The sequence below is a fragment of the Marinobacter similis genome, assembly GCF_000830985.1.
GTDB classification, from domain to species: Bacteria; Pseudomonadota; Gammaproteobacteria; order Pseudomonadales; family Oleiphilaceae; genus Marinobacter; species Marinobacter similis.
In genome coordinates this window covers 2,134,028-2,157,655 of record NZ_CP007151.1, presented here as the reverse complement: position 1 = coordinate 2,157,655, position 23,628 = coordinate 2,134,028, and the positions used below count along the sequence as shown (strand labels likewise).

Here is a 23,628-nt window from a genome sequence, read left to right as displayed (position 1 = left end):
TATGTTCAGCAAAATTCTGATCGCCAACCGGGGCGAAATCGCCTGCCGGATCATACAGACGGCCCACGACATGGGAATCCGCTGCGTCGCGGTCTATTCCGACGCAGACGCCACGCCCGCCACGTGGCCATGGCCGACGAAGCCTTCCACATTGGCCCGGCACCCAGCTCAGAGAGCTACCTGCGGTCCGAGAAGATCATCGAGATCGCCAAGGAAAGCGGCGCCCAGGCAATCCACCCAGGCTACGGCTTCCTGTCGGAAAACACCGGCTTTGCTGAAGCCTGTGAAGCCAACAACCTGGTCTTCATCGGCCCGCCCTCTTCCGCCATCGCGGCCATGGGTTCCAAGTCAGCCGCCAAGGCCATCATGGAAAAAGCCGGCGTACCGCTGGTACCGGGTTACCACGGCGACGACCAGGCTCCGGAAACCCTGCGCAAAGAAGCCGAAAAGTGCGGCTTCCCGCTGTTGCTGAAAGCCGTCGCCGGTGGCGGTGGTAAAGGCATGCGGGTAGTAGAACGCATGGAAGAATTTGACGATGCCCTGGCCGCGGCCAAGCGTGAAGCCAAGAATGCCTTCGGCAACCCGGACATGTTGATCGAGCGCTACCTGACCCAGCCACGTCACGTGGAGATTCAGGTGTTCTGCGATCAGGACGGCAAAGGCGTGTACCTGGCCGAACGTGACTGTTCCGTGCAGCGCCGCCACCAGAAAGTGCTGGAAGAAGCCCCGGCCCCGGGCCTCAGCGAGGATACCCGCAAGGCCATGGGTGAAGCCGCCGTGCGCGCAGCCCAGGCCATCAACTACGTGGGTGCCGGTACCGTCGAGTTTCTGTATGACGTAGACGGCTCGTTCTTCTTCATGGAAATGAACACCCGCCTGCAGGTGGAGCACCCGGTCACCGAAATGGTCACCGGCCAGGATCTGGTGGAATGGCAGCTGAAAATCGCCTGGGGCGAGCCACTGCCTCTTCAGCAGTCCGAGGTAAAAACCCGCGGCCACGCGTTGGAAGCACGAATCTACGCCGAAGACCCGGACCACGACTTCCTGCCCGCTACCGGTCACCTGCGGTACCTGAGCACCCCGGATGAAAACGCCCACGTGCGCGTTGATACCGGTGTGACCGAAGGCGACGACATCAGCATCCATTACGACCCCATGATCGCCAAACTGATCGTGTGGGACGAAACCCGGGACCAAGCCATCAACCGCATGGTCCAGGCGCTGGAGAATTACCGCATCGCCGGCGTGAAAACCAACATCCGGTTCCTGCACGCCCTGGCCGATGCCCAGCCGTTCCGGGAGCAGGATCTAACTACTGGCTTTATTGATACCCATCGGGAGCTGCTGTTCCCGAAATCGAAGCTCGATACTCACAAGGCCCTGGTATTGGCCGCCGGGTTTGTCCTGGAGGCACGCAAGTCCAGCGAGCCGGCCTCGACCGACCCCTGGTCGCCATTTGGCCGTCGCAACAGCTGGCGCCTGAACTCCGAATACGCCCAGCCGCTGCAACTGCAGGTCGGTGAAGACATCCACGATCTCAAGATTCTGGAACGGGACGATCGCTACCAGGTGTACGTTGGCGACAGCGTCTACAACCTGACCGCGCGCCTGGACGACGACTTCCTTCAGGCGGTGGTGAACGGCCACCGGATCAGCATCCACGGCAATCTGCACAACGACCAGCTGGTGCTCTTCTACGAAGGTGACACCTTCCAGTGCAACGTATACCGGGAAACCTACGGCTTTGAAGATATGGCCGGCGAAGGCAGCCTAGAGGCGCCAATGAACGGCGCCATCGTGGCGGTGCAGGCCAAGGTGGGCGATAAGGTAACCGCTGGCCAGACTCTGGTGATCATGGAAGCCATGAAAATGGAACATGCCATCAAGCTCCGGCCGATGGTGTGGTGAGCGAGATTTTCTTTGCCGAAGGCGACCAGGTCTCCGAAGGCGCTGAACTGATCGCCATTGATGTGGCGGAAGAAGGAGCAGAGTAATGGCCTTTCCAAAGCAGGTTCGGATGGTAGAGATGAGCCCGCGGGACGGGCTGCAGAACGAACCCGGCCCGGTCATCGCCACTCGCATCAAGACTGGCCTGATTGACCGGCTGGCCGACTGTGGTTTAACCCACATCGAGTCCGCCAGCTTTGTGTCGCCCAAATGGGTGCCCCAGATGGGCGACGCTGACAAGGTCATGGCCGGCATCAAGCGCAAACCCGGTGTGCGCTACTCCGTGCTCACCCCCAACCTGCGCGGTTTCGAAAACGCGCTGGCAGCGGGTGTCGACGAAGTCGCCGTGTTCGGTGCCGCCTCCGAATCGTTCAGCCAGAAGAACATCAACTGCTCCATCGCCGAGAGCTTGGATCGCTTCCTGCCGGTGATGGAAGCGGCAAAACAGCACAACATCCCGGTGCGCGGTTATGTCTCCACCGTGCTGGGCTGCCCGTACGAAGGCGACATCGCTCCCGAGCAGGTCGCCAAGGTCGCCAAGGCGCTGGCCGATATGGGCTGCTACGAGATCTCCCTGGGCGACACCATTGGTGTCGGTACGCCCCAGAAAGCCAAGCGCATGCTCGAAGCCGTGACCGCTCACGTGCCGGTCGAGAAACTGGCCGCCCACTTCCACGACACCTATGGCCAGGCCCTGGCCAACCTGTACGCGGTGCTGGAAGAAGGCGTTGCGGTTATAGATGCTTCCGTCGCCGGCCTTGGGGGCTGCCCCTACGCCAAGGGTGCCTCTGGCAACGTCGCCACCGAGGACGTGCTGTATCTGCTGCAAGGACTTGGCATTGAGACCGGCGTGGACCTGAACAAACTGGTCACCACCGGTAACTGGATCAGTGGCCAGCTGCGCCGCCACAACGGCTCCAAGGTGGGCCAGGCGCTCGGCGGGCAGTGCTAAAAAACAAAGGATGTGACATGAACCAGAACAAGAACGTGGTAGCCCTGGATCTCCCGATCCCTGACGTTGCGGACTTACCCGAGGATACCCAGAAGTATTTCGAAATTTGCCAGGAAAAGCTGGGCATGATTCCGAACGTGCTGACGGCGTACAGCCAGAACCTCAAGCAACTCGAAGGCTTCACCCGCCTGTATAACGAGCTGATGCTGGGCGAAGGCGAGCTCAGCAAGCTGGAGCGGGAAATGATCGCAGTGGTGGTCTCGTCCGAGAACAAGTGCTTTTACTGCCTGGTAGCCCATGGCGCCGCAGTGCGCGTGCTCAGTGGCGATCCGATGCTGGGCGAGCACCTGGTGATGAACTACCGCAGTGCCCGCCTGGATAAGCGCCAGCGCGCGATGCTGGATTTCGCCTCGCACCTGACCCGTTCACCGGCAACGGTCACTGAAGAGCACACCCAGGCCCTGCGGGATGCCGGCTTCAGCGACCGCGCCATCTGGGACATCAGCAACCTGATCGGCTTCTACAACATGTCCAATCGCGTGGCTATTGCCAGCGATATGCAACCAAACACTGAATATCACAGCCAGAGTCGCTAGCAGGATCACCGCCCTGCTCGCCCTCGACTATAAAAACAACGGAGGCAGAGACAATGAGCAAGACTCTTCCAAGTTATACCAGTGGCACCTCTGAAACGCCGCTACTGGGCATGACCATCGGCGAAATGCTGGACCGCACCGCCGAGAAGTACCCCGACACCGAAGCCTGGTGTGCCTGCACCAGGACATCCGCTGGACCTACAAAGAGTTCGTCGGAAAAGTGAACGAAGCCGCCCGCGCCTTCATGGCGATCGGCGTGAAGCGTGGCGACCGGGTCGGCATCTGGTCACCCAACCGCTACGAGTGGACCGTTACCCAGTTTGCCACCGCCAAAGTCGGTGCCATCCTGGTAAACATCAACCCGGCCTACGGTATGCACGAGCTGGAATACGCCATGAATCTGGCCGGCATCAGCGTGCTGGTCACCGCCGACAGCTTCAAGGCCTCAGACTACCGCAAGACCCTGTATGACCTGGCGCCCGAACTGAAAACCTGCCAGCCCGGCGAGACCAAGGCCCGTCGCCTGCAGGACCTGCGTGCAGCGATCAATCTGGACACCGACAAGCACGACGGCATGTGGACCTGGAACGAGTTCGTGCAGCTGTCCAGCAAGGTCAGCCAGGACGAACTGGACAAGGCTCAGGGCCAGCTGCAGTTCGACGACCCGATCAATATCCAGTTCACCTCCGGCACCACCGGCAATCCCAAGGGCGCTACCCTCACCCACCACAACATCCTGAACAACGGGTACTTTGTGGCCGAGAGCCAGCGTTTTACCGAGAAAGACCGGCTGGTAATTCCGGTCCCCCTGTACCACTGCTTTGGCATGGTCATGGGCAACCTGGGCTGTATTACCCACGGTTCCACCATGATCTACGCCGATGAAGGCTTCGAGCCCAAGTCCGTGCTACAGGCCGTGCACCAGGAAAAGGCCACCGCCCTGTACGGCGTGCCCACCATGTTCATTGCCGAGCTGGCCGATCCGGAGTTCGAGACCTACGACCTCTCAACCCTGCGCACCGGCATCATGGCCGGCTCCATCTGCCCGGCCGAGGTAATGAAGAAGGTCAACGGCAAGATGAACATGAAAGAAGTTCAGATTGCTACGGCATGACCGAGACCAGCCCGGTCTCCACCCAGACCAGCTCCCTCGACCCGTTCGAGAAGCAGGTCACCACCGTGGGCCGCACTCAGCCGCACCTGGAAACCAAGATTGTGGACCCAGGCAGCGGCAACGTGGTGCCACGGGGCGAGATTGGCGAGTTGTGCACCCGGGGCTACAGCGTGATGCTGAAGTACTGGAACAACGACGAGAAAACCCAGGAAGCCATCGATAACGCCGGCTGGATGCACACCGGCGATCTGGCCACCATGGATGAGGACGGCTACATCCAGATCGTAGGCCGGATCAAGGACATGGTCATCCGGGGCGGTGAGAACATCTACCCGAAAGAGATCGAGGAATTCCTGTACACCCATCCGTCCATCGAGGAAGTCCAGGTCACCGGCATTCCCGATGAGAAGTACGGCGAGGAGCTGATCGCCTGGGTAAAACTGCGCCCGGAAGCCGATCCCGTGGATGCGGATGGTCTGATCGAGTTCTGCAAGGGCCAGATCGCCCACTTCAAGATCCCGAAGAACTACAAGTTCGTGGACGAATTCCCGATGACCGTGACCGGGAAAATCCAGAAGTTCAAGATGCGGGAGATTTCTATCGAAGAGCTCGGTCTGAAAAAATGATATTGCCTGCGCCGGTCCCGGGCCGGCGCAGGTTTTCGCTTGGCATCAGAGCCTCCGCAATCCAGTCACAGCAAATCTGACCTTGGTCAATGGTCAGGTCTTCAAACCGGACTATTATAAAGTTATTAGACCCGAGGGAGCGGGTTGTCCGGACTGCGTATCTATTATGCGAAAGCTACTAGTTTGCCTGCTATTCCTGATTGCCTGTCCTGTCCTCCAGGCAGAAGTGAGAGATAGCCGTGCCCCCCTGCATTTCTGCAACAGCCACTGGCCGCCCTACAGTTACGGTGACAAACGCGCTCAGCCCATTGGTGGCTATGCCATCGATTTCATGCGCGAGATATCCAAGCGTATCGATCACCCTGTTCGGCTAAGCATCCTGCCCTGCTACGCTGCCTCGCCATGAACAAGACCGGGGAAATGGACGGCATTATGCTGCTCACCGCGAACGAAGATCGACGCCGCTTCCTGTACCTAACCGAACCTCTGCTGCACGACGCCAACCTGCTCTGGTATCTGAACGACAACCAACACGCGGCCGACAGGACTACCTTCGAAGAGCTCCAGGGTCTGAGAATAGGCATCGTGGAGGGCTTCAACTACGGCAAAGCCTTTGCCGAAGCAACGAACGAGCTGGGCCTGAACGTCGAACCCGTACCGACCGTTCTCAGTAATTTCTTGCGACTGGAACGAGGATGGATCGACGTGTTCCTGGTGAACCGGGTCGTTGCAGATTTCACTTTGCTGAGCCGGCCCGAACTCAGGGACCGTCTGGTTGTACGAAAAGGCCCGTTCGAGCCGGTGGGCTTCCGGGTCGGGCTATCCCAGGCAGGCAAGGCGGCGAACATGCTGGACCAGTTCAACGCCGCCATAACAGATATGACCCGGGAAGGCGTGGTGACTACCATCCTGCAATACCCGCCGCTGGTCCAACAGGTAGCCCCAGCAAATTAAGTTGTCGGTACCAGCGCCGCATCGAAGCCATTGCGGGCCAAGCGCTCGGCCTGGTCATCGGTCATCCCCAGCTGCGCTCTTAGCGCCTCGAAGTTCTCTGTCATGTAGCCCCCGAAGTACGCCGGATCATCGGAATTGACCGTGACTTTCAGGCCATCTTCCAGCAGATCCAGAATCGGATGCTGTTTCAGGCTTTCGTAAACCTTCAGCCGAATGTTGGACAGCGGGCAGACGGTGAGCGGAATCTGATCCCGGCGCAGCCGCTCGATCAGATCAGGATCTTCCGTTGCTCGTACCCCATGGTCCACCCGGACAACACCAAGCTCGTCCAGCGCTTCCCAGATGTAGCTGGGCGGCCCTTCCTCACCGGCGTGGGCCACGGGTAGCAGCCCCATGTCCCGACCGCGTGCAAACACATACTTGAACTTGGAAGGCGGATGGCCCTGCTCACTGCTGTCCAGGCCGATGCCCACAAAGTGCTCGCGGAACGGCAGTGCGGCATCCAGGGTGTGCTGGGCTTCATCTTCACTGAGGTGCCGGAGAAAACACAGGATCAAGCCATAACTCAGGCCCCACTCGGCCTTCGCTTCTTTCAGGGCACGGGTGATGCCACCAATCACCGTTGCCATCGAAACGCCCCGGTCGGTGTGGGTCTGGGGATCAAAGAAGGGCTCGACATGGGTCACATTCTGGGCCCGGCAGCGGTCCAGATAGGCGCGAGTCAGATCGTAGAAATCTTCTTCCTGCAAGAGCACCTGGGCGCCCCGGTAGTATAAGTCGAGAAAATCCTGCAGGTTATTGAAATCGTATGCAGCGCGCAGGCTTTCTACGTTGGCGTAGGGCAGCGCAATACCGTTGCGCTTCGCCAACCTGAACATCAGGTCCGGCTCAAGACTGCCTTCGAGGTGAATGTGCAGCTCTGACTTTTTGAGCGCGTTCAGATCCAGGGACATATGAGCTTCACTCCAGTAAGGGGCATCGATTATCCATTTACGCTATCACAATCCTCATGCCTCCCTGCACCGCTAACAACCCGTATATAAATCCAACAGAATTCATTGACACCCGATCGCCTACTGTGATGTTATCACTGTTAACAATGTTACAACCGTTAACTTCTATAGCGAACGTCCCATGGCCCGAACTGCTTCCTATCATCACGGCGATCTCCGGCAAGAGGCCAGCCTGCTGGCACTGGTAACACTCCGAGAGCAAGGCGACACGGGTATTAGCCTGCGCGCTCTCGCCAAACAACTCAGTGTCAGCGCGCCCGCCCTGTACCGGCATTTCTCAGATCGTGACAGCCTGCTGGCCGAACTTGCAGTGACCGGCTTCGAGGAACTCAGGGAACGCCTGTTGGCGGTGGATCAACGGGTGCCCCGCCGCGCGCTGATCGATATTGGCCTGGTCTATGTCGGCTTCGCCCAGGATGAGCCCAACCTTTACCGCCTGATGTTCGGTGGTCGAGTCCTACCAAAGGGTGCCCACCCCAAACTTGATGAAGCTGGCCATGAAGCCTTCAAAGTACTCGAAGACACCATTGCCCGCGCCCAGCAGGTCGGTTACCTGAAACCCATGCCCGTGGCACTGATGACGGCCGCTGCCTGGTCGCTGGTGCATGGTTTGGCGCAACTGACCATTGATGGCCACCTTCCAGCGGCCAACGCGGAACCGATGCTCGCCGAGGGCGTCCTTAGCCTCCTGCTGGATGGCTCCCTGTCAGACCCCGAACCAACCTCACATAAGGAAATAGAGCAATGAGCAGCCCAAAACCCAGCACTATCCGCGTCGGTCGCCGTTATCGCGCCAACCGCCTGAATGGCCCCTACGACGCCATCATCATCGGCTCCGGGATTGGCGGCCTGACCACCGCTGCCTGCATGAGCAAGCTGGGCAAGAAAGTGGTGGTGTTTGAGCAGCATTACACCGCCGGCGGTTTCACTCACAGCTACGACCGCAATGGCTACGAGTGGGACGTGGGCGTGCACTACATTGGCGACATGGGCGCCGACCACACCTTGAGCAAGCGGCTGTTCGATCACATTACCGACGGTGAACTGAAATGGGCACCGCTGGATGACCGCTACGACCGCATTTTCCTGGGTGACCGTCACGTAGACCTGGTGGCCGGCCCGAAGGCGTTCAAAGCCGAACTGAAGCAGGCCTTCCCCGGCGAAGAAAAAGCCATCGATACCTACCTGAAGTATCTGCGCCAGGTTGCCAAGGCCATGCCCGGCCTGGTGGTCGGCAAGGTACTGCCAAATCTGGCCGCCGGCCCGCTGCGCAAAATCGTTGGCCGCGTCGCCCCCGATTACCTGAACAAGCCCACCCGCGAGGTTCTCGAGAGCCTGACCAGCAATCAGGAACTGATTGCGGTACTGGCCGGCCAGTGGGGCGACAACGGCCTGCCACCGGCGGAATCCAGCTTCATCATCCACGCCCTGATTGCCCGGCATTATCTGTATGGCGGTTACTACCCCATCGGCGGCGCCTCCGAGATGGCCAAAACCATCATTCCCGTGGTGCAGCAGAGCGGCGGCGAAGTGTTCACCTACGCCGATGTGAAAGAGATTCTGATTGAGAAAGGCAAGGCCGTGGGCGTGCGTATGGCCGATGGCGAGGAAGTGCGGGCACCCCTGGTGATCAGCAACGCTGGCGTGTTCAACACCTTTGGCACCCTGCTGCCGGACTCAGCTCCGGAGAAAAACTTCTACCAGCAGAAACTGCAAACCGTGGAACGCTCCATGGCCAGCAACTGCCTGTACATCGGCCTGCAGGATACCGCCGAGAACCTGCAACTGCCGAAGACAAACTACTGGATCTACCCGGGCCCCAACTATGAGAAAAACCTAGAAGAGTTCATGGCGGAGCCGGACAAAGCCGATATCCCGCTGACCTACATCTCATTCCCGTCCGCCAAAGATCCAAGCTTTGCTGATCGCTACCCTGGCCGCGCCACCATCGAAATCGTGGCACCCGGTCCTTACGAGTGGTACGCCGAGTGGGCAGACAAAAACTGGGGCAAACGGGGTGAGGACTACGAAGCGGAGAAAGAAGCCTACGCCCAGCGCTTGCTGGCCAAGCTGTACGAGAAGTTCCCGCACCTGGAAGGCAAGGTGGATTACTACGAGTTGTCCACTCCGCTCTCCACCGATTACTTCTGCCGTTACAGCAAAGGTGAGATCTATGGCCTGAACCACACCCCGGATCGCTTCGAGCAGGACTGGCTCAGGCCCAAGACCCGCATACCGGGCCTGTACCTGACCGGCCAGGACGTTATGACCTGCGGCGTGGTGGGCGCCATGGTGGGCGGCCTGCTGACGACCATTGCCGTCAGCGGACTGAAAGGCCTCCCCCTGGCCAAGAAGATGTTCGTCGGTTAACGAGCGGCTTATCTAGGAGCCTGGGGAGCCGTCCACACCTTGTAGATATAGTACGGCGGCTTCCCTTCGTCGGCACCGCCGGAGAACGGGGGTGCTTTATGAAGCTGATTCACCGCTACGTAGAGCCACCCGTCTGCACCCAGGCGCACACTGTCCGGCCAATCAAGCCGCTCATCACGCACCAGCGGCTTCAGAATGCCGTCTGCACCCATTACGTCCACACCGTTATCGTTCAGATTGGTAAAGTAATGTGTGCCACCAGGGCCAGTGTCAGCGCCATCAGAGACCGGCTTGGGGCCTACCCGATCAATCGCGGAGGCGATCTCGTCACGCTCCGCGCCGTTGCGAAGCAGCTCAGTCGGCACGCTGTACCAGTCCAAGCCGCTCATGGCACCGAAATACACGGTTTCGCCATCCTCCGACAAAGTCACCGGGTTCACCCCGACACTCGCCGGCGCACCGCCAAACTGAATCGCCTCACCATTGATGACCATCTTGGCATCCGGCTGCGCCTCCATTGCGTCGAAACCGTCAAAACGCTGTCCGGTGCCGGTATCGATATCCACCGTCAGCAGGCTAGGGTTTGCGATGTCCGCCAGGTAAATCCAGCCGCGCTCGCGGTCAACAACCAGATCCTGGATGAAACTGCCTTCCGGCGCGACGTCTGAGGACAGGATGATCTTCTTGATCAGAGCGCCAGAGGCGATATCAAAGCCCCAGATCCGGGTCTTACCCAGATGGTTGCCCATATCGGTAATCCAGAGACCACCCTCCCCGTCCAGGGCGATGCCCAGGGGCGAATCAATAGTGTCATTGGAGTAATTGCCGTTACGGGTCTGGAACCGGGTAGACGGCCAGGCGCGATAGCTGTGAGGGCCGGTCACTTCGATCAACTGGACGTCATGATCGCCATCCATCGGATGAATAGTGCTGAATACCCGACCGTCTGGAGTGGCGGCGGCATTGCCCGGGCGGATGGGCAGAACCGCAACCGTGCGAAGCTCCCCTTTCACCGGCGCTAACGCCGAATCACTGGCGTGCGCAGGCGCAGTCGCCGCGTGATTCTGCACGAGGCTGCAGCCAACCAGCGTGCTTGCGACGAGAGCGGCGGCCACCGCAGGTAATGTTCGTCCTAACATATGAGCTCTCCCGGTTTTTGATTCATTTACATTGTTCCTTGACGGATAACCTTTTAAATACGGGGGCTTGCACGAATCCGACCACGTTAGTTAGAGTTCGGAGCTTCTCTTTACCATAGGCATATCCACTTAAGCTGATAGCGATCCTTGAATGAAACTGCGCCGTAAAACCCTCTGATTCTATTAAGCAACCAACCTTGACGACGAGGTACATTATGAAATTGAAGCTTAAGCAAACACTGGCCGCACTGGCGATGTCCGCTCTTTCCAGCGTTGCATTAGCAGCCGAGCACATTGTCGAAATGAAGAACGCGGGCGCTGATGGAGCGATGGTCTTCGAGCCAGGCTTCGTGAAAGCCGAGCCGGGTGACACAGTGAAGTTCGTATTGGTCGGTCAGGCGCACAACTCCGCCACCGTAGCCGTACCGGAAGGTGCCAGCGGTTGGCAGGGTGGTATCAATGAAGAGATCACCGTGACCCTGGACGAGGAAGGTGTGTACGTCTACAAGTGCACCCCGCACGCTGCGCTGAACATGGCAGGCGTGATCCAGGTGGGCGAAGCCACCAACTACGACAGCGCCAAGGCTGCCGTGCTGAGCTGACCGCCGCCGCGGCCACCAACAAAGATCGTCTCGAGAAGTACTTCGCGAACGTCACTCAGTAATCGCGACGGGAACGAAGTAAAGCCGCACCTCCGGGTGCGGCTTTTTTTTGGATAAGCTATGCTGATGGCGTTGCCCGAGCAGCGATAACGCCCTATTCCGTCTCAACCCCCGAGCCTTATCTGGATGTCCTTCAAAGCGACCTTACCTGCTTTTTGCACCGAACGAGACGACCGCCTGCCCTGGCCGCGTCCACTGCCACACCTCCCGCTGGTCGCGGTGGATTTCGATTCAGACGGACTTCAGGACCAGGACTTCGAACATTGCGGCATTGCGATGCCCTCCAACCTTCACCGTGCGGTCGCCAAGCGCAAAGCCGAATACCTGGCCGGGCGTTTGTGTGCTCGTGAAGCGTTGCGGAAGGCCATCGGGTAGGTGCGGTGCCCGGTACGGGCGAGGATCGTGCGCCCCAGTGGCCGACAGGTAGCGTGGGGTCTATTACCCACAGTCATGGCAAGGCTGCGGCCATTGTGGGAGCCGCGCCCTACTACGCCAGCGTGGGCCTGGACATGGAACACTTGATGCCGGATGAGAGAGCTCTGAAGCTAGCCGATCAGATTCTGACCAGCGCCGAGCAGGACCGCTTTGCGACCACTCTGACGGATACACCCGGGGAGCTTCTTACGCTTGCGTTTTCTTTGAAGGAAACCCTGTTCAAGGCACTCTATCCGCTAACCCTGAAACGGTTCTACTTTGAACATGCGGAACTGCTTGGGTGGCAGGCCGATGGCACCGCGCGGCTGCGCCTGCTCACCGACCTGTCGGAGCACTGGTGCTGCGACCGGGAGCTGGACGCCCAGTTCGTAAACCGGGACGGCCAGATCCTCAGCCTTATCGCTATCTCGAAAGAGACTTAGCCCAGATTCTTTTTGAAGAACTTCTGGAGTTCACCAACGAAGCCGCTACGGAACGCCAGTACTACCAGAATGAAGATGCCGCCGAGGATCGGATCTACCCAGTCGCGCAAGGCGCCCTGAGACAGGTGATACTCAACGTTCACCACAAAGGTGGCGCCGACCACAGGCCCCAGCAAGGTGCCCATGCCGCCGACCAGGGTCATCAGGATGACCTCACCCGACATGTGCCAGTGGGCATCATTCAGTGACGCCAACTGGAACACTACCGACTTCATCGACCCGGCCAGACCCGCCAGAGCAGCAGAAATCACGAACGCCAGAACCTTGTAGCGGTTCACGTTGTAGCCCAGCGAAACTGCTCTAGGCTCGTTCTGCTTGATGGACTTGAGTACCTGGCCGTACGGGCTGGAAACAATACGCTGAACCAGCAGGTAGCACCCCAGGAACACCGCCAACACGAAGTAGTACATGTTGAAGTTGTTATTGAGATCGATCATTCCCAGCAGGTGGCCACGGGGAATCCCGTGCATGCCGTCCTCACCGCCGGTGAATTCTGACTGTACAAAGAAGAAGAACACCAACTGAGCCAGCGCCAAGGTCACCATGGCGAAGTAGATGCCCTGCCGGCGAATGGACAGCAGCGCAAAGGCGAGGCCCAGCAGGGTTGCAATGCCGGTACCCGCCATAATGCCCAACTCCGTGCTCAACCCGGAAAAGTTGGTGAGCAGGTAACCGGTGGTATAGCCACCCGTTGCCAGGAACGCAGCATGGCCGAAGGACAAGAGGCCGGTGAAACCAAACAACAGGTTAAAGGCCACCGCGAACAGCGCAAAACACAAGATCTTCATCAGGAAGACCGGGTACAGCACAAACGGGGCTGCTACCAAAAGCAGGACCAGCACTGCGTTGAGCAACATCTTCTTGCGGCCATCGGCTTTCTGCTGTTCCAGGATGCTTGATGAATCGCCGTCGAATCGAATGACTGGCTCATGATTACGCCTCCTTACCAAACAGACCCGCAGGCCGGAACATCAGAACTACCACCATGACCAGGAAGATCACTGCGGACGAGGCAGGCGGATAGAAGGTTTTGGTGAGGCCTTCCACAACACCCATCAGAATGCCGGTGATAATCGCACCACTGATGGACCCCATGCCGCCAATCACCACCACGGCGAACACGGTAATGAGAATGTGCGAGCCCATTACGGGTGTCACCGAGTAAATGGGCGCCGCGAGCACGCCAGCGAACGCCGCCAGTGCTACACCAAAGCCATAAGTCAGGCTGACCAGCAGCGGCACGTTGATACCGAAGCCCTGCATCAGCTGGGCATCTTCGGTACCGGCGCGCAGGTAGGCACCGAGCTTGGTTTTCTCGATCATGAACCAGGTACCGAAGCACACCACCAGGGCGATAACGATAACCCAGGCCCGATAGTACGGCAGGAACATAAACCCGAGGTTGATCCCGCCCTTGAACAGATCCGGCATAGAGTAACGCATGCCGGACACGCCATAGATATTAGTCAGTACACCCTGCATCAAGAGGGCAATACCGAAGGTCAGCAACAGGCTGTAGATGTGGTCCTGGCCGGCAATACGGCGAAGCAGGAAGTACTCGATCAAAACCCCGACCGCGCCTACCAGAAGCGGTGCCATAAACAGGGCGACCCAGTAGTTGACACCCATTACGTCAAACATAATGACGGTGACCATTGCACCGAGCATGTACATTGCCCCGTGGGCAAAGTTGATGATCTTGAGCAGGCCGAATATGACGGCAAGCCCGAGACTCAACAGTGCGTAGAACGCACCGTTAATGACCCCGATCAGAAGCTGACCAGACAGCACAGCAAGGGGGACACCGAAAATCATGGACATGTTGCTAACTCCAGAAGCTGCGCAGACGGGGGCGCAAAGACCACCGCTGCGGATTCCGGGGACGCTCCGGCTCAATTCGCCGGAGAGTCCCCTGGGTTACGCTCTTACTTATTAACCAGAGGGCACTTGCTCTCGGAGAGCGGACGGTAAGCTTCTTCAGCCGGGATGGTGCGCAGGATCTTGTACAGGTCCCACTCGCCCTTGGACTCGGCCGGAGTTTTTACTTCCGCCAGGTACATGTCGTGCACCATGCGGCCGTCTTCACGAATCACACCGTTCTTGGTGAACATGTCGTTGATCGGCGTGTTCATCATCTGCTTGCGGACCGTTTGGGCATCGTCAGAGCCAGTGGCTTCGACGGCCTTCAGGTACTGCATGGTGCTGGAGTAAACACCGGCATGAATCATGGTCGGGCGTGCGCCGGTTTCTTCCATGAAGCGGTCAGACCAGGCACGGGTCTCGTCGTTCATGTCCCAGTACCAACCAGTGGTCAGCTGGATACCCTGGGCGGCTTCAACACCCAGTGCTTTCACGTCGTTCAGGAACAGCAGCAGCGCGGCAAGGGTCTGGCCAGACTGGGTCAGGCCGAACTCACTGGCGGTGTTGATAGCGTTGGTGGTGTCGGCACCGGCGTTCGCCAGGGCAACAACATCTGCACCTGAGGCCTGGGCCTGCAGGATGAACGATGAGAAGTCAGGTGTCGGGAACGGGTGACGCAGGGTTCCGATGATCTCACCACCGTTGGCTTCAACCACGCGGGTCACGTCGCCTTCCAGGGCGTGGCCGAAGGCATAGTCGGCAGTCAGGATGAACCAGGTCTTGCCGCCCTCTTTCACCACGGCACTCGCGGTGCCATTGGCCAGCGGGTAGGTGTCGTACACATAGTGAATGTGGTTCGGGGTGCAGTGCTCGTTGGTGATGCTGGAGGCAGCAGAACCGGAAACGATACCCAAGCGGTCGTTCTCTTCCAGGATGTCACTGACCGCAATGGAAACGGATGAAGCTACCAGGCCGGCAACCAGATCCACGTCTTCGTTCTCGACCCAGCGACGCACGGTGCTGGAGGCAACATCGGCGCTGTTACGGTCGTCGGCGCTGACCACTTCGATCTTGGCGCCATTCACTTCACCGCCGAAATCGGCGATGGCCATTTCCATGGCTTTCAGGCCGTTCGGGCCGGCCAGGTCACGATAGGTACCAGACATGTCAGCCAGGTAGCCGATCTTCACGGTGTCGTTGGATATTGCAGCCTGGGCACCTGTGGCCATCATGGCTGAGGCAACCGCTGAGGTCAGAAGCTTTTTCATCATTGTCATTGTTGTATCTCCGCTACTGTGTTGCGTTGTTTCAGGTTTATTTTTGCTTTTTAACGCTCGTTCTTTCCTGTTCCTGGGTCATACCCCCAGATAACCATCCAGTACCGACTGCTTGGCACTCAGTTCATTGGCACTGATTTCTTCCACAATCTGCCCGTGCTCAACGACATAATGTCGATCAGCCAGGGGCGCTGCGAAGTGGAAATTCTGCTCCACGAGTACAATCGTCAGGCCCTTCTCCTTTAGCTTGGTCAGGACATGACCAAGTTTCTCGACGATTACCGGGGCCAGGCCCTCGGTGATCTCATCCAGCAACAGCATGTTGGCGCCGGTGCGCAGGATGCGGGCCAGGGCCAGCATCTGCTGCTCACCACCAGACAGCTTGGTGCCTTGGCTGAAGCGACGCTCATACAAGTTCGGGAACATGGTGTAGATTTCTTCCAGGCTCATACCTCCACTGCGTACCACCGGCGGCAGAGTGAGGTTTTCCTCGACATTGAGGGCCGAAAAAATGCCCCGATGTTCGGGGCAGTAGCCGACACCCAATCTGGCAATATGGTGCGGGGCGCAAGACATCGTCTCCTCCCCGTTGATCATGATGGAACCGGTGCGGCGGCCCACCATGTTCATGATCGATTTCAGGGTAGTACTGCGGCCCGCGCCGTTTCGGCCGAGCAGCGTAACCAGCTCGCCCCGGTTCACCACCAGGTCAATGCCGTGGAGGATGTGGGATTCGCCGTAAAAAGAGTGCAGCCCGGAGACCCGCAACTGTTCGTATTCTTTCTGCTGGGCCTGGCTCATTCTGCCGCCTCCGCTTCGCTGGCTTCAGACGATGAGCCACGCTCACCACTGGAATCTGTCCCCATATAGACTTCCCGAACCCGTGGGTCGGCGGATACCGTGTCGTAATCACCCTCGGTGAGCACCGCACCCTGCGCCAACACAGTAATCCGGTCACACAGTTTGCTGACCACGCTCAGGTTGTGTTCCACCATCAGCACGGTACGGCCCTTGGCCGCCTTGCGTACCAGCTCCACTACCCGGTCAACGTCTTCGGCGCCCATACCCTGGGTCGGCTCATCCAGCAGCAACAGCTCCGGCTCCATGGCCAGTGTGGTGGCCAGCTCCAGCGCCCGCTTGCGGCCGTAGGCCAGTTCAACGGTGGTGGTGTTGGCGTACTCTGCCAGGCCAACCTGGTCCAGCAGATCCATGCAGCGCTCATTCAGCCGGTTCAGGCTGGCTCCGGATTTCCAGAAGCTGTAGGAATTGCCTTCAAAGCTCTGCAGTGCCACCCGGATGTTCTCCAGGGCGGTCATGTGCGGGAATACCGCCGAGATCTGGAATGAACGCACCACGCCTTTGCGGGCAATGGCCGCTGATTTCAGAGCGGTGATGTCGTTGCCGTTAAACAGGATCTGGCCGCGGGTGGGGATTAGAAACTTGGTGAGAAGATTGAAAACGGTGGTCTTGCCGGCGCCATTAGGACCGATAAGGGCATGGATGTGGCCTTTCTGAATCTTCAAATTCACGTCGTCGACCGCAACAAAGCCCTTGAACTCTTTGACAAGGTTGCGGGTCTCCAGAACGTACTGTTCACTCATGAGCCAGTCTACCTTTGTTATTGTTGTACATTTGAACTAGTTTACAGAGTAAATTGACGTCTACGTAAACGTCAATGTCTATTTTCGCTTTTCGCCGGATCTGAACTTAGCAAAAAGTCGCAGACCAACTCCAGAAGCTCGTCCGGTTTTTCAAGGTGCGGCGAGTGACCAGTGTCTGACAAAAAGAGTGGCTGGGCAGACGCCCCAATGCCTGCGACGATATCGGTGACCTGTTCAGGTACCCCATATTCATCGACCTCCCCCTGAATGATCATAGACGGACATTGGATGCCCGCCAGCCAATCACTGAAATCCAGCGACTCGTCGAACCCTTCATCAAGCCACACCGTATGCCAGGCCCGGAATAAATCGTCTGTCCTTGCACCGTGGTAGCGCTGAAGCTTCTCGCGCAGATTGCTGGTCTGATAGCGGTCCATCATCTCGGTGATGCCATCGATCGTTAGCTGGTCCGCGTAGGTGTGTGCCGCCATGGTAATCAGTGCGTGAGCGCGCTCGCCCAGCGCACCGGCCGCAATCAGGGCTATGGAGCCACCGTCGCTGTGGCCGATCAGCACCACCTTGCTCAGGCCCAGCTCATCCAGCAGGCGCGGCAGTATCACTGCCCCTTCCCGTTCCTGATAATCGTAGGGCCGTGGCAACTCCTCATCGGAAGAATTGCCATAACCCAGGCGGTTATAAATGACGGCGTCGTAGCCGGTGGCCTTGGCCAAGCGCTCAGGAAACCGGCGCCAGAGGGCAATACTGCCCAGGGACTCATGCAGGAATACCAGCGTGGGCCGCGGGGATTGGAGCGGCGAGCTGGGGTCCGGATGGGTGATGCGACGCACCTCCACATGGATGCCGTCACCCAGAGATACTATCGAGTCTCGGATCTGCATGACCTTACCGTTCAGGCGGGATGGAATACGTCATGGTGGAATGGGCGACCGGCTCTTCCGCACCTTCGGAATAGACGAACACCTCGCCCACCCCCATAGTCCGGCCAACTTTCAGCATGGTCGCCCGGGCCCAGATCGGTTTGTGGGCGACGGGTTTGCGCAGAAAATTGATGTTGAGGTTGGTGGTGACCGCCAGCGGCACCAGGCCAATTTTGCTCAACAGCGCCGCGTACAGGGTGACATCCGCCAACCCCATCATCGCAGGGCCGGAGACGGTGCCTCCGGGCCTCAGGTGCTCCTCATCCACGTCCAGTTTCATTTCCGCCCAGCCATCGCCGAGCTTCTGCAAGGTGCCAAAGGCGGCACCCTGCGGAAACTGTTCATCGAGAAACGCCTGCAGTTCCTCAAAGGTAATGATCATGCGCCGGGCTCATCTTTGGCGCGATTGCGCAGTACGAAACGCTGGATCTTACCGCTGGGGGTCTTCGGCAGCTCATCCACAAACTCAATCTCACGCGGGAAAGCGTGGGTGGACAACCGGCGGCGCACCAGATCCTGAAGTTCGTCTTTCAGGGCCTGATCGTCTGCCGGCGCCTGATCGCTCTTCACGACCACGTAGGCCTTGATGATGGAGCCACGCTTCTCATCGGGCTTGCCCACCACACCGGACTCGGCCACGGCCGCGTGCTCCAGCAGGGTGCTTTCCACATCGGCGGGGCCTACGCGATAGCCAGCGGTGGTGATGATATCGTCGTCCCGGCCGCTGAAGGAGAAGCAGCCGTTGCCGTTGTTGATCACCATGTCACCGGTGAGGTAGTAGCCTTTTACGAACGGATCTTTCTCGCCCCAGGTGTAGCCGTCGAAGTGAAACAGGGGTGATGCCGCTACATCCACTGCCAGCTGACCGACTTCGCCCTCGCCTACTTCCTCGTTCTTTTCGCTTAGCGCCACCACCCGGTGTCCAGGCGATGCAAAGCCCATGGAGCCTTCCTTAACCGGGTGCTCCAGGCCGTGGAAGTTGCAGCAGGTCATGCCGGTTTCGGTCTGGCCGTAGTGATCTTTCACCGGGCAGAAATGACGGTTCTTGATCCAGTTCACCACCTCGGGGTTCAGCGGCTCGCCAGCACTGCTGGCCACCCGCAGGCCCAGGTTCTCGCCTTCCGGCAGTACGTGATCATTGGCCTTGAGCAGACGGTACGCCGTGGGCGCCGCTGCCAGGTTGGTGATCTTGTACTTGCGGATCATGTCGTAGGTGGATTCCGGAGTGAAACCGCCCGGATTGAAATGGGTCGCGTGGCCCATCAGCAGTGGGCCTACTACGGCGTAATAAAGGCCATAAGCCCAGCCCGGGTCAGCCACGTTCCAGAACACGTCGTCGTCGCGCAGATCGATGGCGTACTTCATGTATACATAGAACGCCAGCAGGGCCTTGGCAGGAACCGCCACACCTTTGGACTTGCCCACGGTACCGGAGGTAAACATCTGCAGGAACGGATCATCACCGGTCACCATCACCGGCTCAAAATCGCTGGACTGAGCCGCCAGGGTTTCCTCGAAATCGGGAAGGTCGGCATCAATGTCTTTGGCGTTCACACCCACCACCGGCGGGCAATCTTTTACGTCCAGCAGCTTCGGGTAGTTTTCGGGGTTGGTCACCACCAGCTTGGTGCTGGCTCGCTCGAAGCGGTACTCAATGGCACCGGAACCGAAGGCAGTAAACAGGGGCTGGTACACCGCACCTGCGCGCAGGGCGCCGGCAATCACAATCAGCAGTTCGGGAGTGCGCGGCAGCAGTGCGGCTACCCGGTCACCCTTGCCGATCCCCTGGGCCTTCAGATAGTTGGCAAAACGGGCAGAGGCTTCTTTCAGCTCGGCAAAGGTCAAAACGCCGTCGCCACCGCCCTCTTTCTCGTAGTAAAGGGCCACTTTCTGGGGATCTTTCGCCCACTTGTCGACAATCTCGTGGCAAACGTTCAGGCCACTGTTCAGGCGGCCATCCAGAACCTCCGCTTCCAGTGCGGCAGGATCAAAATTGTTGTAGACGGCAGTGTATTCCGGGAGGCTCATTTTCAACTCCTGTTGTTGTTGTCGTTAAGTCCACGAGTTTCAGGTTTATCACAGGGTACACTTTACGTAAAGGTAAACTTTAGACCAAAACGACCCAAAATCCAGCCATTTTATGAGCGAGAATTGGAGGACAAATTCAGCTCCGGAGCTCAGGACTCCGGATCAATCGGATGGGAATGACGGCCAGACAGGATGTGATGAAGGCTGGAGCAATCCACCATCGGATCGTCACAGTTAATGACGATATCTGAGCGAGCGATGACATAGCCTTTGCCGGTAATGTTGTTCTTCACCACCTCCAGATCGCCCTCCCGCTCCACGGCACTGAACTGACCAATAAAGCCGGTCTCCCGCAGGGACACGGTTTCCAGCCGATCGCCGGGCTGGATGCTGCCCTCGTAGTTCATTAAAGCCAGGCGGGCCGAGGTGCCGGTGCCGGTGGTGCTGCGGCAAATCACGCCCGGGTGCACATAGGTGGCCGATCGGGATCGGTAATAACCTTCAGCCACATGCTCCACCGGCCCCATGAAGTGCAGGAACGGCAAGGGCCCGACATCACCCAGGGTGTAATGGGAAAACCCCCGCTCGGCCTTGATCGCTTCCACGATGGCGTGGGCGGTTGCCGCCAATGCCCGCTCCTCATCCAGAGTGAGATGGAATCCCAGTTGCTGGGCGTCCACCAGCGCATAGAAGCCGCCGCTGTAGGCCACGCTGTATGTCACCTTGCCCAGAGAAGGCACCTCAATGGTGGCCCGGTAGGTATCGATGTAGCTGGGCAGACCTTCGCAGGTAATGGCTTCCACCACGCCGTCGCGCACAGTGGCGTCGATCTGCACGAGGCCAGCCGGCGATTCCAGCATGAACTGCTGTCGCCCTTCCTGTTTTGGCACAATGCCGGCCTCCAGCACAGCGGTGGCGGTGCAGATGGTGTTGGAGCCGGAGTAGATCGGGTAGCCCATCACTTCCATGATGATATAGCCGGCCGCCGCCCGGGGATCGGTTGGGGGCACCAGCAGGTCCACCGACATTTCGGGGATACCGTGGGGTTCTTCCAGCAGCAGCCGGCGCAGGCCATCGGCGTCGTCCCGCAGGTACTCCATCTGCGCCCGCACGGTGTCTCCCGGCAATGGGTCAATCCCGCCGGTCACAATCCGGCTGACATCGCCACCGGCATGGGTATCCATTAACTGAATGGTGAGTTCGGGTTTCATCACAGCGTCTCCAGTGACCAGGGTTGGCCGTGTTCGTCCCATTGGGCATCGGGCACGATCACGATCTTGCCGAGGTAATTGCTGCCCCGGTTCACAAAGTAGTTTTCCGCATGACGCAAATTCGAGAGCCGAAACGCACCGTGCAGCACCGGCTTAAGCTGACCGCCGCGAATCCAGGCCATTAGCTGGTCAGCTTCTTCACGGGTGCCGTGGGACACCCCGAAAATCTGCACCTGGTACAGGTAAATCCGGGTCCACAGAATTTCGCTGATATTGCCGCCGCTGGCGCCGGCAATGCTGAGGCGCGGGTAAGACGACCGGGCGTTCATGTCGAAGATCATGGTGTCGATGAACACATCGGTCATCTCACCGCCCACCAGATCCATCACCGCATCAATGGGCTTGCCGCCGGTGGCGGCCTTCACCCGCTCCACAAAGCTGTCCATATCGGAGCGGTCCAGCACCGCCTCGGCGCCCATCGCCATCAACGGCTCGGCCTTATCCTGTTTACTCAGGGCATAGGGAATGGCCCCGACAATACGGCACAGCTGAATTAGTGCAGTGCCAACCCCACCACTGGCACCGGTGACCAGCACCCGTTCGCCGGCTTTGATATTGGCGGAGGTGACCATGTGGTAGGCGGTTTGATAGGAACACATCCCCATGGATGCCAGCTCGGCATCGGACAGCTCAGAGTTGGGAATGTGATGAAACTGATCGGAGGGCAGCGCCACATACTCGGCATAGCCGCCGTCCGCACCGTGGCCAAAGTAGTCCGGGGTGAGATTAATGTCGCGGCGGTCATTGGCGTAAATGTTGAAATCCAGCAGGCCACGCTCGCCGATTCGGCGTTCATCCACGCCCTCACCTACGGCCACTATCCGGCCCGCGATGTCTGCACCCTGAATGCGGGGGAACAGCAAAGTGGGCTTGCCACCCATCTGGAAGGACGTCATTTCCCCTTTCTTGGTGGGGTACAGCCCTTCCCGCGCCTTACGGTCGGTGTTGTTCTTGGCGGTGGCCGTCACCTGAACCAACACCTCACCGGGTGCCGGTTGTGGCGTCGCCACATCCTGATATTCAAGCTTATCAACACCGCCGTGCCCGGTGAGCACCATGGCCTTCATGGTAGTGGGAATCATGGGCGAGGGATCCTCCCTGCTGACTGAATGTAGACTTCAGATCAGCATAGGTTAGATCCCCCAAGGTGTCAGTGGGTGTTGCGGGTATCCGTTATGCGCCTAGCGGGCGATGACCTTGTACACCGGCCGCAGTTTCGGAATCTGCTTTAGCACCACCTGAATCACTGTCATCAGTGGCACTGCCAGCAGTACGCCTACCGGCCCCCACAGCCAGCCCCAAAAGAAGATCGAGACAAAGATCACCACCGGTTAATGGCCATCCGGAACCCGTGCACCCAGGGCTCGATGAAGAAGCCCACCAGCGTGGTCAATGCCAGGTAACCCACCGGCGCAAACGCCATCATCCAGACCACATCCAGGCTGATGGCCGACACCACCGCCAGCAGCGAGATGGTCAGAATCACACCAAGGTAAGGGATAAAACGAGCGAGGCCGGCAATCAGCCCCCAAACCGCAGGATCTGGCAGGCCAATGGCCCAGCACATCAGCCCCGTTGCCACGCCCACGGCCGTGTTACTCAGGGCCAGCACACCCAGGTACTGGGCAATTTGATGCTGGGAATCGTGGGTGATACGCAGCACCGTTTTGCGCTGCATCCTTGGCAGCTGGCGCACAAAATTCTTGATGATCCGGTCACCGCCCACCAGCAGGAAGTAAGTCAGCGCTAACGCCAGCAGTAAGCCGGCAACGCCATCCCGGGCCTTGCTCATCAGCTGACTGCGCCAGGAATCGGTTTTCAGCACCACCGTAGTCGGCTTTGCTTTGCTGCTGTCTGACAGCTCCTCCATGGACTTCTCGACCTTCTCAGCCGATTCTGTGACCTTGCTGATCTGACGTTTGATTTCGCTCTGCCCCACCAATAAACGGGAGATGCCCTGGGGCGCCTCTTCCGCCCAGGTCATCACCGGCGATGCCACCGCGTAGGTCACCCCGCAATGCCGCCCAGCACCATCAGCACCAGTAACAACGCGCTCACCATGCGCGGCACCCGAAAGGCCACGTAGAGCTTCTTAACCACCGGCGACAGCAACTGGCTGGTCAGAATCGCCAGAATAATGGGCAGGACAATCTGGTGTGCCACATACAGAGTGTAAAGAATACCCAGCGCGAACAGGCCGTAAATGGGCGTCGATAATTCGGATGAGATTAACGGGCGAGGCCCGGCATCCGCGGCAGTGTCAGCGTTGTGGTCTGGGTTATCAGAAGCGTTGTTGTGAGAGCTGTCGGCGTTATTTTCGTCCACGGTGAGCGAGTCGTCCCTGTGTTAAAAAGGTTGTAAGG

The 23,628-nt window shown here is 58.8% G+C and carries 20 protein-coding genes and 4 pseudogenes; 10 read left to right on the top strand and 14 right to left on the bottom strand.

What is annotated here, in order from left to right; genetic code table 11:
• Position 1 precedes the first annotated feature (1 nt).
• The 6 genes and pseudogenes from AU14_RS10020 to AU14_RS09995 all read left to right on the top strand — a co-directional run bounded on the left by AU14_RS10020 (position 2) and on the right by AU14_RS09995 (position 6,189).
• Positions 2-1,994: pseudogene (locus AU14_RS10020) on the top strand (acetyl/propionyl/methylcrotonyl-CoA carboxylase subunit alpha).
• Positions 1,994-2,899: a hydroxymethylglutaryl-CoA lyase gene (locus tag AU14_RS10015; protein WP_041340624.1), complete on the top strand. Its 906-nt coding sequence runs from the start codon at positions 1,994-1,996 to the stop codon at positions 2,897-2,899. Before AU14_RS10020 ends, AU14_RS10015 begins: the two are co-directional and overlap by 1 nt.
• Before the next feature lie 17 nt (positions 2,900-2,916).
• Positions 2,917-3,495, top strand: coding sequence for a peroxidase-related enzyme (locus AU14_RS10010; protein WP_041340622.1), 579 nt, complete (start codon positions 2,917-2,919; stop codon positions 3,493-3,495).
• 53 nt (positions 3,496-3,548) lie between these two features.
• Positions 3,549-5,235: pseudogene (locus AU14_RS10005) on the top strand (AMP-binding protein).
• 166 nt (positions 5,236-5,401) lie between these two features.
• Entirely contained in the window at positions 5,402-5,641 is a 240-nt protein-coding gene (locus tag AU14_RS10000) for a hypothetical protein (protein WP_041340620.1), read from the top strand.
• Complete coding sequence (locus AU14_RS09995) at positions 5,638-6,189, top strand: substrate-binding periplasmic protein (protein ID WP_041340619.1); 552 nt, start codon at positions 5,638-5,640, stop codon at positions 6,187-6,189. The genes AU14_RS10000 and AU14_RS09995 overlap by 4 nt, the downstream gene beginning before the upstream one ends.
• Here the strand turns inward: AU14_RS09995 and AU14_RS09990 are convergent.
• Positions 6,186-7,142: an adenosine deaminase gene (locus AU14_RS09990; protein ID WP_041340618.1), complete on the bottom strand. Its 957-nt coding sequence runs from the start codon at positions 7,140-7,142 to the stop codon at positions 6,186-6,188. The genes AU14_RS09995 and AU14_RS09990 overlap by 4 nt on opposite strands.
• Before the next feature lie 181 nt (positions 7,143-7,323).
• Between AU14_RS09990 and AU14_RS09985 the strand changes: the two genes are divergently transcribed.
• Positions 7,324-7,950, top strand: coding sequence for a TetR/AcrR family transcriptional regulator (locus AU14_RS09985; protein WP_041340617.1), 627 nt, complete (start codon positions 7,324-7,326; stop codon positions 7,948-7,950).
• Positions 7,947-9,572, top strand: a complete 1,626-nt coding sequence (locus tag AU14_RS09980; RefSeq protein ID WP_041340615.1) for a phytoene desaturase family protein — start codon at positions 7,947-7,949, stop codon at positions 9,570-9,572. The genes AU14_RS09985 and AU14_RS09980 overlap by 4 nt, the downstream gene beginning before the upstream one ends.
• A gap of 8 nt (positions 9,573-9,580) precedes the next feature.
• Here the strand turns inward: AU14_RS09980 and AU14_RS09975 are convergent, their stop codons facing one another.
• Positions 9,581-10,711, bottom strand: coding sequence for an L-dopachrome tautomerase-related protein (locus AU14_RS09975; protein WP_041340613.1), 1,131 nt, complete (start codon positions 10,709-10,711; stop codon positions 9,581-9,583).
• A gap of 215 nt (positions 10,712-10,926) precedes the next feature.
• Here AU14_RS09975 and AU14_RS09970 point away from each other — a divergent pair, with 215 nt between their 5' ends.
• Both AU14_RS09970 and AU14_RS09965 read left to right on the top strand, forming a co-directional pair.
• Positions 10,927-11,313, top strand: a complete 387-nt coding sequence (locus AU14_RS09970) for a pseudoazurin (protein WP_201773463.1) — start codon at positions 10,927-10,929, stop codon at positions 11,311-11,313.
• A 186-nt stretch (positions 11,314-11,499) separates the two neighbouring features.
• Positions 11,500-12,230 (top strand): annotated as a pseudogene (locus tag AU14_RS09965) (4'-phosphopantetheinyl transferase family protein).
• Here AU14_RS09965 and AU14_RS09960 read toward each other — a convergent pair.
• The 12 genes and pseudogenes from AU14_RS09960 to AU14_RS21365 form a co-directional block, all read right to left on the bottom strand.
• Positions 12,227-13,147 carry a branched-chain amino acid ABC transporter permease gene (locus AU14_RS09960; protein WP_094191195.1) on the bottom strand — a complete coding sequence of 307 codons (921 nt, stop codon included), beginning with the start codon at positions 13,145-13,147 and terminating at the stop codon, positions 12,227-12,229. The pseudogene AU14_RS09965 and the gene AU14_RS09960 sit on opposite strands and share 4 nt — an antisense overlap.
• A gap of 76 nt (positions 13,148-13,223) precedes the next feature.
• The gene (locus AU14_RS09955; protein WP_041340612.1) at positions 13,224-14,111 is read right to left on the bottom strand and encodes a branched-chain amino acid ABC transporter permease; all 888 of its coding nucleotides are present in this window, start codon (positions 14,109-14,111) and stop codon (positions 13,224-13,226) included.
• A 104-nt stretch (positions 14,112-14,215) separates the two neighbouring features.
• Positions 14,216-15,427, bottom strand: a complete 1,212-nt coding sequence (locus tag AU14_RS09950) for an ABC transporter substrate-binding protein (RefSeq protein ID WP_041340610.1) — start codon at positions 15,425-15,427, stop codon at positions 14,216-14,218.
• A 78-nt stretch (positions 15,428-15,505) separates the two neighbouring features.
• On the bottom strand, positions 15,506-16,228 hold the full coding sequence (locus tag AU14_RS09945; protein ID WP_041340609.1) for an ABC transporter ATP-binding protein: 723 nt from the start codon (positions 16,226-16,228) through the stop codon (positions 15,506-15,508).
• On the bottom strand, positions 16,225-17,028 hold the full coding sequence (locus AU14_RS09940) for an ABC transporter ATP-binding protein (protein ID WP_041340607.1): 804 nt from the start codon (positions 17,026-17,028) through the stop codon (positions 16,225-16,227). The genes AU14_RS09945 and AU14_RS09940 overlap by 4 nt, the downstream gene beginning before the upstream one ends.
• 71 nt (positions 17,029-17,099) lie before the next feature.
• Positions 17,100-17,927, bottom strand: a complete 828-nt coding sequence (locus AU14_RS09935) for an alpha/beta fold hydrolase (protein WP_041340606.1) — start codon at positions 17,925-17,927, stop codon at positions 17,100-17,102.
• A 4-nt stretch (positions 17,928-17,931) separates the two neighbouring features.
• Positions 17,932-18,348 carry a PaaI family thioesterase gene (locus tag AU14_RS09930; protein WP_041340604.1) on the bottom strand — a complete coding sequence of 139 codons (417 nt, stop codon included), beginning with the start codon at positions 18,346-18,348 and terminating at the stop codon, positions 17,932-17,934.
• Positions 18,345-19,994 carry an AMP-binding protein gene (locus AU14_RS09925; protein ID WP_041340602.1) on the bottom strand — a complete coding sequence of 550 codons (1,650 nt, stop codon included), beginning with the start codon at positions 19,992-19,994 and terminating at the stop codon, positions 18,345-18,347. Before AU14_RS09925 ends, AU14_RS09930 begins: the two co-directional genes overlap by 4 nt.
• Positions 19,995-20,143: 149 nt before the next feature.
• On the bottom strand, positions 20,144-21,205 hold the full coding sequence (locus tag AU14_RS09920) for a proline racemase family protein (RefSeq protein WP_041340601.1): 1,062 nt from the start codon (positions 21,203-21,205) through the stop codon (positions 20,144-20,146).
• Positions 21,205-22,347 carry a zinc-binding dehydrogenase gene (locus AU14_RS09915; protein WP_041340599.1) on the bottom strand — a complete coding sequence of 381 codons (1,143 nt, stop codon included), beginning with the start codon at positions 22,345-22,347 and terminating at the stop codon, positions 21,205-21,207. Before AU14_RS09915 ends, AU14_RS09920 begins: the two co-directional genes overlap by 1 nt.
• A gap of 99 nt (positions 22,348-22,446) precedes the next feature.
• A pseudogene (locus AU14_RS21370) lies at positions 22,447-23,135 on the bottom strand (AI-2E family transporter).
• 137 nt (positions 23,136-23,272) lie between these two features.
• Entirely contained in the window at positions 23,273-23,590 is a 318-nt protein-coding gene (locus AU14_RS21365) for a hypothetical protein (RefSeq protein WP_236743958.1), read from the bottom strand.
• Positions 23,591-23,628 lie beyond the last annotated feature (38 nt).